General features: G+C 65.9%; 11 protein-coding genes and 1 tRNA gene. 9 read left to right on the forward strand and 3 right to left on the reverse strand.

Annotation, left to right across the window (positions count from 1 at the left end; all coding sequences use genetic code 11):
* The first annotated feature begins 5 nt into the window (after window positions 1-5).
* The 6 genes from ACFFNA_RS12005 (at window position 6) to ACFFNA_RS12030 (ending at window position 5,673) form a co-directional block, all read left to right on the forward strand.
* Window positions 6-1,892, forward strand: coding sequence for an ABC transporter ATP-binding protein (locus ACFFNA_RS12005; RefSeq protein WP_378918415.1), 1,887 nt, complete (start codon window positions 6-8; stop codon window positions 1,890-1,892).
* Entirely contained in the window at window positions 1,889-2,701 is an 813-nt protein-coding gene (dapB, locus tag ACFFNA_RS12010) for a 4-hydroxy-tetrahydrodipicolinate reductase (protein ID WP_111545342.1), read from the forward strand. Before ACFFNA_RS12005 ends, dapB begins: the two co-directional genes overlap by 4 nt.
* A 42-nt stretch (window positions 2,702-2,743) precedes the next feature.
* Entirely contained in the window at window positions 2,744-3,364 is a 621-nt protein-coding gene (locus ACFFNA_RS12015; protein WP_378918418.1) for a 2,3-bisphosphoglycerate-dependent phosphoglycerate mutase, read from the forward strand.
* 74 nt (window positions 3,365-3,438) lie between these two features.
* Window positions 3,439-3,523, forward strand: a tRNA-Leu gene (locus ACFFNA_RS12020).
* A 150-nt stretch (window positions 3,524-3,673) separates the two neighbouring features.
* Complete coding sequence (locus ACFFNA_RS12025) at window positions 3,674-5,365, forward strand: FAD-dependent oxidoreductase (protein WP_378918420.1); 1,692 nt, start codon at window positions 3,674-3,676, stop codon at window positions 5,363-5,365.
* Window positions 5,365-5,673, forward strand: a complete 309-nt coding sequence (locus tag ACFFNA_RS12030; RefSeq protein ID WP_111545339.1) for a UBP-type zinc finger domain-containing protein — start codon at window positions 5,365-5,367, stop codon at window positions 5,671-5,673. Before ACFFNA_RS12025 ends, ACFFNA_RS12030 begins: the two co-directional genes overlap by 1 nt.
* A 24-nt stretch (window positions 5,674-5,697) precedes the next feature.
* Here the strand turns inward: ACFFNA_RS12030 and ACFFNA_RS12035 are convergent, their stop codons facing one another.
* The 3 genes from ACFFNA_RS12035 to ACFFNA_RS12045 form a co-directional block, all read right to left on the reverse strand.
* A complete protein-coding gene (locus tag ACFFNA_RS12035; RefSeq protein WP_378918422.1) occupies window positions 5,698-6,078 on the reverse strand; it encodes a YkvA family protein in 381 nt (126 codons plus the stop codon).
* A 100-nt stretch (window positions 6,079-6,178) separates the two neighbouring features.
* Window positions 6,179-6,358 carry a hypothetical protein gene (locus ACFFNA_RS12040; protein WP_167458518.1) on the reverse strand — a complete coding sequence of 60 codons (180 nt, stop codon included), beginning with the start codon at window positions 6,356-6,358 and terminating at the stop codon, window positions 6,179-6,181.
* A gap of 116 nt (window positions 6,359-6,474) precedes the next feature.
* Window positions 6,475-8,499 (reverse strand): transcriptional regulator, encoded by a 2,025-nt coding sequence (locus ACFFNA_RS12045; protein WP_245445957.1) that lies wholly within the window; start codon window positions 8,497-8,499, stop codon window positions 6,475-6,477.
* Between the two features lie 213 nt (window positions 8,500-8,712).
* Between ACFFNA_RS12045 and ACFFNA_RS12050 the strand changes: the two genes are divergently transcribed.
* The 3 genes from ACFFNA_RS12050 to ACFFNA_RS12060 are packed head-to-tail and all read left to right on the forward strand — an operon-like array spanning window position 8,713 to window position 11,708.
* Window positions 8,713-9,801 (forward strand): PLP-dependent cysteine synthase family protein, encoded by a 1,089-nt coding sequence (locus ACFFNA_RS12050; RefSeq protein ID WP_378918424.1) that lies wholly within the window; start codon window positions 8,713-8,715, stop codon window positions 9,799-9,801.
* Window positions 9,802-9,814: 13 nt separating this feature from the next.
* The gene (locus tag ACFFNA_RS12055) at window positions 9,815-11,302 is read left to right on the forward strand and encodes a pyridoxal phosphate-dependent decarboxylase family protein (RefSeq protein WP_378918426.1); all 1,488 of its coding nucleotides are present in this window, start codon (window positions 9,815-9,817) and stop codon (window positions 11,300-11,302) included.
* Between the two features lie 28 nt (window positions 11,303-11,330).
* Window positions 11,331-11,708 (forward strand): hypothetical protein, encoded by a 378-nt coding sequence (locus ACFFNA_RS12060; protein ID WP_378918428.1) that lies wholly within the window; start codon window positions 11,331-11,333, stop codon window positions 11,706-11,708.
* Window positions 11,709-11,781 lie beyond the last annotated feature (73 nt).

Here is an 11,781-nt window from a genome sequence, read left to right on the forward strand (position 1 = left end):
ACGGGATGCAGAAACCTGTGAAGCGCTCCGATTTGACATTTCAAACACCAAGCAAGCAGAAAGTCACGCCCGGCGCGGTCACGGCGGTGCTCCGCCGCATCATCGCTGAAAACGGCCGTGATTACCGCTGGTCCTACGCTTTTGCCGCGGCCTGCCTGATCGCGGTGTCCGGGACAACCGCCTTCACCGCCTGGGTCATGAGCCCGGTGGTCAACCAGATATTCTATGAACGGCGTGGCGATCTGATCGTGTGGATATGCGCCACCATCATGGCAGCCTTCCTCGTGCGCGGTTTCGCCGGCTATGGCCAGGCGGTGACGCTGGCCAAGGTCGGCAACAATCTGGTGGCGCGCTACCAGAAACGCCTCTTCGACCATCTGATGAAGCTTGGCGTCGGCTTTTTCAGCGACACGCGTTCGGGCCGTCTGGCCGCGCAGATGAACGAGAACGTCAACGGCATCCGCGACCTCCTGTCGATGACGCTGACGTCGATTGCGCGCGATGGCGTGACGCTGCTCGGCCTGCTTGGCGTCATGATCTACCAGGATCCCGTTCTCTCCCTGAGTTCCCTGCTGATCGGGCCGCCGTTGATCTGGACCGTCACCTACCTGATGCGTCGGGTGCGCCGCATCACCCGCGAATCGGTGCAGATCAACTCGCGGCTGATCGGCGCCGTGCAGGAGGCCACGCAAGGCATTGCCATCGTCAAGGCCTTCACCATGGAAGAGGAGCTGTCGCGCCGCATCGGCGCGCTCGCCGACAGCGCCGAGCTGCGGGGAAACAAGATCGCCCGCGTCTCGGAACGGCTGTCGCCGATCTCCGACATGCTGGCCGGCCTCGCCGTCACCGGTGTCATCGCCTATTCCGGCTATCGGGCGATCGTTCTCGGACAGCCGCCGGGTGCGGTGTTTTCCTTCATCACAGCGCTGCTGCTCGCCTATGATCCGGCACGGCGGCTGGCGCGCATGCAGGTCGGCATGGAGCGCGCGCTGGTCAATGCGCGCATGATCTACGAACTTCTCGATATCGAGCCGCAGCAGGGTGACACGCCGGGAGCCGCCGAGGCGAGGTTCACCACGGGCGAAGTGCGTTTCAACAACGTGTCCTTCCGCTATGTCGAGGAGGCGCCGGTGCTGCAGGACCTGAGCTTCGTCGCCGCAGCCGGCAAGATGACCGCCATCGTTGGTGCCTCCGGCGCCGGCAAGACGACGCTGGTGGCGCTGCTGCAGCGCTTCTACGACGTCGAGGCAGGTGCGATCGAGATCGACGGCCAGGACATTTCCAAGATCACCAAGCACTCGCTGCGCAGCTCCATCGCCTATGTCTCGCAGCAGCCCTATTTGTTCGAAGGCACGATCCGCGACAACATCCGCTATGGCCGGTTGAACGCCACCGATGCCGAGATCGAACAGGCCGCGCGGCAGGCCGAGGCCGACGGCTTCATCCGCCAGCAGCCGCAGGGTTACGACACGCCGGTTGGCGAAAACGGCGTGACACTGTCGGGCGGCCAGCGCCAGCGCGTCTCGATCGCCCGCGCCATCGTGCGGCAGGCGCCGATCCTTTTGCTCGACGAGGCGACGTCGGCGCTCGACAACGAGGCCGAGGCCCGGGTCCAGGAAGCGCTGATCCAGGTCATGGAAGGGCGCACCACCATCGTCATCGCCCACCGGCTGTCGACGGTGGTCAATGCCGACCACATCATCGTGCTGGAACAGGGCCATCTGGTCGAACAGGGCACGCATGCCTCGCTGATGGCCGATCCGCACAGCGTCTATGCCCGCTTCCACCGGGTGCAGGGCAAAAAGGGGCTGGGGCTTGTCGATGATGCCAAGCCAATCCAAACTCCGCCGCCGCGCAGCCGCGCGAAAAAGGCGGTCGGGAGACCTTCATGAGCGATATGGGCCTGGTCGTGGTGGGTGCTGCCGGCCGTATGGGCCAGACGCTGATCCGCGCCATCCACACCATTCCGGGCGCCCGGGTCATCGGCGCCGTCGAGCGCGCGGGATCACCCTATCTGGGCAAGGATGCAGGCGAACTTGCCGGCATCGGCCGCATCGACGTGCCGATCGGTGACGATCCGCTGCCGGTCTTCGCCAGGGCCGATGGCGTGCTCGATTTCACCACGCCGGCCTCTAGCGTCGAATTCGCCGGCTACGCGGCGCAGGCGCGCATCGTCCATGTCATCGGCACGACCGGCTGCTCGGTCGACGACAATGCGAAAATCGCGGCGGCGGCGCGCCATGCGATGATCGTCAAGTCGGGCAATATGAGCCTCGGCGTCAATCTTCTGGCGGTGCTGGTCGAACAGGCGGCACGCGCGCTCGACGCCGACGATTTCGATATCGAGATCCTCGAAATGCACCATAAGCACAAGGTCGACGCGCCGTCGGGCACGGCGCTGCTGCTCGGCGAGGCCGCCGCCGCCGGGCGCGGCATCACGCTTACCGGCAATGATGTGCGCGTCCGCGACGGCCACACCGGGGTGCGAAAAACGGGTTCGATCGGCTTCGCCACGCTGCGCGGCGGCTCGGTGGTCGGCGATCACAGCGTGCTGCTGGCCGGCACCGGCGAGCGCATCACGCTCTCTCACCATGCCGAGGACCGCGCCATCTTCGCCCGCGGCGCCGTCAAGGCCGCCCTGTGGGCGCGTGGCCGCAAGCCGGGACTGTATTCGATGCGGGACGTGCTCGGCCTCAGCTGAGCGGCCAAAATCTGCCAATCTGCCAAACTGAAGGGAGCAAACATGTCGAGAACCCTCGTGCTCGTGCGCCACGGCCAGAGCGAATGGAACCTGAAGAACCTGTTCACCGGCTGGCGCGATGTCGACCTGACCGAGCAGGGCCACGCCGAGGCCAAGGCCGCGGGCCAAAAACTCAAGGCGCGCGGCGTGAAATTCGACATCGCCTTCACCTCGGCGCTGATCCGGGCGCAAAAAACCTGCCAGCATATTCTCGACGCCGTCGGCCAGAGCGATCTCAAAACCATCCGCGACCAGGCGCTGAACGAGCGCGACTATGGCGATCTCTCCGGCCTCAACAAGGACGATGCGCGCAAGAAATGGGGCGAGGACCAGGTGCATGTCTGGCGCCGCTCCTACGACGTGCCGCCACCGGCCGGCGAAAGCCTCAAGGACACCGGCGCCCGCGTCTGGCCCTACTACCTGCATGACCTGCAGCCGCATGTGCTGCGCGGCGGCACCGTGCTGGTCGCCGCGCACGGCAACTCGCTGCGCGCGCTGATTATGGCGCTGGACGGCAAGTCGGGCGAGGAGATCGTCAAACTGGAACTCGGCACCGGCGTGCCGGTCATCTACCAGCTCAACGCCGATTCGACGGTGGCTTCCAAGGAAGTGCTGGAGGGCTGAGCCGGCAAGCGGCAAACGCTTTGAAAAAAGCGCGTTGACACACATCGCTTGCCCGCTTACATGAGCCCGCACCAGCCCAGATGGCGGAATTGGTAGACGCGCACGGTTCAGGTCCGTGTTCCGCAAGGAGTGGAGGTTCGAGTCCTCTTCTGGGCACCAAATTCCCGTTCGAACCATTCGACGGTTCAGAGACTCAAAGAAAAAAAGCCCGGTTCGTCCGGGCTTTTTTGTTGCCGCCAACCTCTCCTCCCGGCTAGGCGCCCAACAAACCGCTTCAAACTCCGCGGCCGCTTCGGTAGGCTCGAAACCATGTCTCAAACCACCAACCCGATCTTCGGTGCCCGTCGCGATCAGGCGTTCCCAACGCTGGCTGAAGCCGACATCGATCACATGCGCCGGTTCGGCGAGGCCAGCTTCTATGCCGCCGGCGAGCACATCGTCACAGCCGGCGATGTGGCGCCCGGCTTGATCGTCGTCCTGTCGGGCAGAGTGGACATCATCCAGGATGGCGGGCTCGGCCGGCGCGAAACGATCGTCACGCATGGTCCGGGCAGTTTTGTCGGCGAACTGGCGCAGCTTTCGGCCCGCCCCTCGCTGGTGAATGCGCAGGCCGCCGAGCCGGTGGAGGCGTTCGTCATCCCCTCGCAGAGGCTGCGCGACCTGATGGTGCAGGAGGCCAATCTCGGCGAGCGCATCATGCGGGCGCTGATCCTGCGCCGTGTCGGGCTGCTGGAAAGCGCCACCAGTGGGCCGGTCATCATCGGGCCCGTCGACAACAGCGACGTCTTGCGGCTGCAGGGTTTCCTGGCTCGCAGCGGCCAGCCGCACCGTGTGCTTGATTCCGACAGTGATCCCTGTGCCAAAACCCTGGTCGAGCGCTTCGATGTCGACCCCCATCATCTGCCGATCGTGCTGTGTCCGAACGGCCGGCTTTTGCTCAATCCCGGCGAGAAGGACCTCGCCCGCTGCATCGGCCTGCTGCGGCCGATCGATGCCGACAAATTATACGACGTCGCCATCGTCGGCGCCGGGCCGGCGGGGCTGGCGGCGGCGGTCTATGCGGCGTCCGAAGGGCTGTCGACGATCGTGCTCGATTGCCGGGCCTTCGGCGGACAGGCCGGCGCCTCTTCGCGCATCGAGAACTATCTCGGCTTCCCGACCGGCATTTCGGGCATGGCGCTGATGGCGCGCGCCTACAACCAGGCGCAGAAATTCGGCGTCGAAATGGTGATACCGGACGAGGCGAAGCTGCTGAGCGCTGCGACCGACGGCGCCCGTTACACGCTTGATGTTGGCGACGGCGAGACCGTGCGGACGCGCACCGTGGTGATCGCCAGCGGCGCGCGCTACCGCCGCCTCGATGTCGCCAACCTGGCGCAGTTCGAGGGAACGTGTGTGCATTATTGGGCCTCGCCGATCGAAGCGCGGCTTTGCCAGAGCCAGGAAGTGGCGCTGGTCGGCGCCGGCAATTCGGCCGGACAGGCGGCTGTCTACCTGGCCAGCCACGTCCGCAAGGTGACGCTGCTGGCGCGCGGCGGCAGCCTCGATGCCAGCATGTCGCGCTATCTGGTCGAGCGCATCAGGGCGCAGCCGAACATCGAGGTTCTGACCGGGACCGAGGTCGAGGCGCTGGACGGCGACGAGGGCAGTCTTGCCACCGTGCGGTGGCGCAACCGCGCCAGCGGCGCGGAAACGACGCGCCCGATCCGCCACCTCTTTCTGTTCATCGGCGCCGACCCGAATACGGATTGGCTGGCGAACTGCAACGTGGCGCTGGACGCCAAGGGTTTCGTGCGCACCGGATCCGACCTAGGATCGGGGCATGGTGCGATGGAGACGAGCCGCAGCGGGGTGTTTGCCATCGGCGACGTCCGCGCCGGCTCGGTCAAGCGCGTTGCGGCGGCCGTCGGCGAAGGTGCCCAGGTGGTGGCGGCATTGCACGCATATCTCGCGCAAGACGGCAGCCAGGCCGTTACGCCGGAACGGATCGGGAGAATGTGATGGCGGATGAATGCAGGCATGCGGCTGATATCAAGGACGTGACGCCGAGCGCGCTCGGTTGCGAGGAATGCCTGAAGAGCGGCTCGGAATGGGTGCATCTGCGGCTCTGCCGCACCTGCGGCCATGTCGGCTGCTGCGACGACTCGCCCAATCGTCACGCCACCAAGCATTTTCACGCCACCCGACATCCGATCATCGAGGGCTACGATCCGCCGGAGGGCTGGGGATGGTGCTACATCGACGAGGTCTTTCTCGACCTCGGCGACCGCACCACGCCACAGAACGGTCCGATCCCGCGCTTTTATTGAGCCCGACGTTATCGGGACGCGACTTCAAAATCTGCCGGCGAAGTATCGATATCCCAGCCATCCCGCCAGCGCGACCGAAGCGATCCAGATGCAAGCGATGATCACCGCGGCGCTGCGGCTCACTGGCCTGTCAACGGCAAGGGCGGCGGCCTCCCTGTGTTCCGCCATCACCTCGGGCGGTATCATCTTGATCACGGCAAGGACGCCCAAGGGGACCAGGATCACATCGTCGAGGTAGCCAATCACCGGGATGAAATCGGGGATCAGGTCGATTGGGGACAAGGCGTAGCCTGCGACACACAAGGCAAGCGCCTTGGCGTACCACGGCGTTCGGGGATCGCGTGCGGCGAGGTAGAGCGCATGCACGTCGCGCTTGATCGTCCGCGCCCATTCACTCAGTGCCATTGGATGACTTTGGCGCCAAACGACAACGCACCGATAGCGCACGCCAAGCGCCTGGCCGTTCCTCCTTGCCGGCCGCCCCGAAGAACTGACGACCACCGGTCTATCGCACGGAGCCTGTGACGGTCGGGTCGATCGTGCCGGGAACGGATTTGCGTTCGTTGCCGGCCAGTGCGGCTATGATCAGCAGGCTGGCGACAACCGGCACGAACAGGATGGCAACGCGGGCTTGCACGTAAAAGATGGCGCGCCATTCGTTGCGCTTGTCGGGGCTGTTGCTCATCATACTCACTTTGTCAGGCCCCCCGGGGGGTGACATAGCCGAAAACGGTTAAGCATCCCCTTCCGACATTGTTAACCCGGCGGAATTGAGGCCGAAGTTTTGGTGGCATCCCGGCTTCAGCCCAGCCCGATCCGCCTTGCGCCTTGCCGGAACAGCGCCACGGCGTCCGGCTCGAAGCGGAAGGTGCCGATGAAATCGTCGACGCCATAGTTCGGCAACGTCTTGCGGATGGCGGCGGCAAAGCCGCGCGCCTCGTCGAGGCGTCCCGCCAGCGCCAGGCAGTGTGCTGCGATCGCCAGGATGATGGCGTGGGCGTTGGGCCGCGCCGCCGCCTTCAGCGCCCATTCGGCCGCCTCCTCGAACTGGCCGAGCCGGACATGCGCCATCGCCCGCGCCCCCAGCATGCCGAACAGCAGCGGGTCGAACGGGCTGAGATGGCGCGAATGGTCGGACGAGCCGATCGCCGCCTGCGGGTCGCCCGACTGCGAGTGGACGAAGGACAGCGCGTAGTGGCCAAGCGCGAAGTTGGGGCTGAGATCGACCGCCCGTTCCAGCTCGAGCAGCGAGCCGTCCTGCTCGCCGCGCAGCCACAGCGCCCGGCCCATCGCCCAGTGCGCGGCCGGATTGTGGTCGTCGACCAGCAGGCTGTGGCCGGCGCTCTCGAAGGCCAGCCCACTTTCCCGGTCGCGGTCGCCCCAGCGCTGGAAGGCGTTCTGCCAATGGGTGAAGGACAGGCCGGCATAGGCGCGGGCAAAGGTGGGATCGAGCTGCACGGCCATATCGAAGAAATGCCGCGCGTGCTCGTTCTCGGCCTGGGTGAAGCGGTACATGTGCCAGAGGCCGCGATGATAGGCCTCCCAGGCGTTGAGCGAATTGGGCGCCTTCAGCATGGCGCGGTTGCGCTCGACCGTTTCGATCTCGGCCGAGATCGACGAGACGATGCTGTTGCCGATATCGTCAAGCACGCCGAAGATGTCATCGGGCCGGCGCTCGAACGTTTCGGCCCAGACGATCCTGGCCGTGCGCACTTCGATCAGCTCGACGCTGACAATGAGGCGGCCGGGCGGGCTGCGCACGGTGCCGGTGGCGACATAGTCGACATTCAGCCGGCGCCCGGCATCCTCGGGCGCGATGTTCTTCTCGGCCAGTGCAAACACCGATCCGCGTGCGATGACAAAGAAATCCCTGAGTTTGGCCAGGCGGGTGATGATGTCGTGGGTGAAACCGTCGGCGAGCCCGCCGCGCGTGCCGCCGGTTTCCTCGACAAACGGCATTACCGCCAGCGAAGCGTGGCTGGGCTCGACCGGACCGGCGTCGTCGGGTGCGGCGACCAGACGCGACACTGCGGACAGGCAGGCCGGTTGTGCCCGGAACGAAGCACCTGACCGTTGCTCGCGCATCGCCCGCCAGGCGGCGTGGACCGGTCCGAAATCGAGCGCCTCCGACTGGAACAGCCGAGCCGCCGACGCCAAATGATCCTCGGCGGCGCCGATCTCGCCGCGCTCGGCCAGATTGGCCAGCAGTGCCACATGCGCGCGCGTGTCGAATGGCGCCAGCTCGACCCATTTGTCGAGATACGCGGACACATCCGGTGTGTCAGCCGGATGGTTTGCGGCAAGCTGCTCCAGCACGGCGGCATGGCATGAGTGAAAGCGGCGGCGTTGAGCGACCAGCCAGCTGTTGAAATGCGGGCTGCGTTCGAGCTCCAGGCCGTCGAGGAAATCGCCGGCGAACAGTTTTGCCAGCGCCCGTAGCCGCTCCACGTCAAGGGCGCCGATCCCTTGCGCGGCAGCGTTGGTGACCTCCAGCGCATCAACCGGGCAATCGCTCAGATCAAGCGCGACCGTGTCGCCTTGCGTGGAGACGCGGCGCCGGTCGGGCTCGTCGAGAACGCCGCGCAGCTTGCTGAGGCACCAGCGCAGCTCGCCACGGGGGTCGTTGGGCACGTCCCACAACAGCTCGCACAGGCGACTGCGGCCAACGGCGTGCGGCGCCAGCGCCAGATAAGCAAACAGCGCGCGCAGCTTGCGTGAGGCCGGCAGCGCCACCGGAACGCCGTTGCGGGAGATCGTCAGCGATCCAAGCAGGCGCACGGATAGGCCGGTCGCTTCGCCGTCCAGCCTCGATGTGGCGGATTCCACGTGCGTTTCCACGCCTGCTCCCACGCTGGCCTGTCGGCCTCTCCTGTACCACCGAACGCGACACGGCGCATCCGGCTGCGAATTTCGCGCCGGATACCGCCATTGCCGCATCGCCGGCATGTCTGTCCTATCGCGGCAAGGTCTCGAAACCTCGCCGCCCAAGCCGCCGGTTTGTAACCGGCTTGTGATGGAAAACGATCGAGGAGATCAAAGATGTTGCATCAGCAGAAAATCAGGACCACGGCCGGGCGCGGCCGCCTGTTCGACAGCATTCTCGACACCGTCGGCGACACGCCGGTGGTCCGCATCAACAATCTGGGGCCGGCCCATGCGACGATCTATGTGAAGGCCGAGTTCTTCAACCCCGGCGCCTCGGTGAAGGACCGGCTGGCGCTCAACATCATCGAGGAGGGTGAGCGCAGCGGCGCGCTGAAGCCGGGCCAGACCATCGTCGAAGCGACCAGCGGCAACACCGGCATCGGGCTGGCCATGGTCTGCGCGCAGAAGGGCTATCCGCTGGTCGTCACCATGGCCGACAGTTTTTCCGTCGAGCGCCGCAAGCTGATGCGCATGCTGGGGGCCAAGGTGGTGCTGACGCCGCGCGCCGAGAAGGGTTTTGGCATGTACAACAAGGCGGTGGAGCTGGCTGAGGCCAATGGCTGGTTCCTCGCCCGCCAGTTCGAGACGGCGGCCAATGCCGCCATCCACGAGGCGACCACGGCGCGCGAGATCATCAACGATTTCGCCGGTTCGCGGCTCGACTGCTTCGTCACCGGCTATGGCACCGGCGGCACGGTCGTAGGCGTGGCGCGCGTGCTGCGCCGCGAGCGGCCGGACACCCGCATTGTGCTGTCCGAGCCGGCCAACGCGCAGCTCATCGGCAGCGGCAAGGCGCAGCAGCGCGGTGCCGATGGCGCTCCCGCCGCCACCCACCCGGCCTTCGAGCCGCACCCGATCCAGGGCTGGACGCCGGACTTCATCCCCAATGTGCTGCAGGAAGCGATCGACGCCAGCCTCTATGACGAGGTGATGCCGATTGCCGGGCCCGAGGGCATCAAATGGGCCAAGGCGCTGGCACGCCAGGAAGGCATCTTCACCGGCATTTCCGGCGGCGCCACCTTCGCCGTGGCGCGGCAGGTCGCCGAACGGGCGCCAGCCGGCGCGGTGATCCTGTGCATGCTGCCCGACACCGGCGAACGCTACATGTCGACGCCGCTGTTCGACGGCATCGAGGCCGAGATGGACGCCGACGAGATCGCCCTGTCGCGCTCGACGCCCGGCTGCCAGTTCCCGGCGGCTTGAGGGAGGACCGGTCATGGACGCGGCGCAGGAAACCCTTGGCATGATGGCCGAGGAAACGCTTGACCCCCGGGACTGGGCCGATGTGCAGGCCCTGTCGCACCGGATCGTCGACGATGCCGTCGCTCATCTGCGCGATGTCAGGGAGCGTCCGGTGTGGCAGGAGATGCCCGGCGAGGTGCGGGCATTCTTCACCGCACCTTTGCCGCGATCGCCATCGCCGCTCGCCGATGTCTATGCCGAGGTCGCACGCAATGTGATGCCCTATCCGATGGGCAACATCCATCCGCGCTTCTGGTCCTGGTACATGGGGTCGAGCAACCTTGCCGGCGCTCTCGGCGACTTCCTCGCGGCAATCCAGGGCTCCAATCTCGGCGGCGGCAACCATGCCGCCGGGCTGATGGACAGCCAGGTGGTGAACTGGTGCAAGCAGATGCTGGGTTTTCCTGCTTCTGCCGGCGGCACGCTGGTCAGCGGCGGCTCGATGGCCAACATCATCGGGCTGACGGTAGCGCGCAACGCCAAGGCCGGCATCGACGTGCGCGAGCATGGCGTTGCCGCCATCGAGAAGCCGTTGCGTTTCTACGGCTCGGACCAGATCCATTCCTGCCACCGCAAGGCGATGGAGGCGCTCGGCCTCGGCAACCGGGCGCTGCGCCGCATCCCGACCGATGCCGGACTGCGCATCGACATCGCTGCCTTGCGCGCAGCGATTGCCGAGGACCGCGCGGCCGGATTCAAGCCGGCCTGCGTCATTGGCACGGCCGGCACGGTCAACACCGGCGCGATCGACGACCTGCAGGCGCTTGCCAAGCTGGCGCATGAGGAAGACCTCTGGTTCCATGTCGACGGCTGCATCGGCGCGCTGATCGCCATCGCGCCTGACAATGCCCATCGCGTCGCCGGCATCGAATGGGCCGATTCGGTCGCGCTCGATCCGCATAAATGGCTTCACGCGCCGTTCGAGGTCGGCTGCGCCCTGGTCAGGGATGCCGTCGCGCATCGCAAGACCTTCGCGGTGACGCCGGAATTTCTGGAATCGACACCGCGCGGCCTCGCCTCCGGCGAATGGCTGCATGATTACGGCTTGCAGACGACGCGCGGGTTTCGCGCGCTCAAGGTGTGGATGGCGCTGAAGGAGCATGGCAGCGACAAGTTCGGCCGCCTGATCGACCAGAACATCGCGCAGGCGGGTTATTTCGCCGGGCTGATCGAGGCCGAGCCGGAACTGGAGCTCGCCGCCTCGCCAACCATCAACATCGTCTGTTTCCGCTATCAGCCTGGCCTTGCCGGTGAGGCGCTGAAGGCGCTCAACACCGAAATCATGCTGCGACTGCAGGAAGAGGGCATTGCAGCACTCTCCGACACCACGGTGCATGGCCAGCACTGGCTGCGGGTGGCAATCACCAACCACCGCACCCGGCGCGAGGATCTCGACCTTCTGGTACATGAAACGATGCGGCTGGGGCGCGAGATCGCGGCGCAGGGTGCTGCGTCTTCCTAGTTCCCGGCAGGCATGCGATTCTGCCGCCATGATTCGGGAGATCGAGACCGTGACGCTGTTTCGCCTGGCTGTGCTGGCTGCCCTGGTCTTCACCAGTTCGGCCGAGGCCACCGAGATGGCCTTCTTCGTCAAGAACCTGCGCAAGGAAGCGGTTGCGGTCGAGCTGTTCAGCCGCGACCGCGAAACGGTCTGGCCGGGCAACGATCAGGTGTTTCTGATCGATCCCGGCTCGCAGAAATCGGTGCCACTCACCTGCAATCAGGGCGAACACATCTGCTACGGCGCCTGGGTCGATGGCAACGACAGCATCTCCGCCGGCGTTGGGCCGGACAATGACCAGCCCTGCGACACCTGCTGCTTCATCTGCGTGGAACACACGACCGAGACGATCGATCTGGTGCCCTAAGGTGTGTCGATATTCAGGTGATGCCGGCCTGGCGATCGATCTGGTGCCGTAGGGACGAGGCAACGGGCATCGG

The sequence above is a fragment of the Mesorhizobium kowhaii genome (assembly GCF_042431665.1).
In the GTDB taxonomy this organism is placed as follows: domain Bacteria; phylum Pseudomonadota; class Alphaproteobacteria; order Rhizobiales; family Rhizobiaceae; genus Mesorhizobium; species Mesorhizobium kowhaii.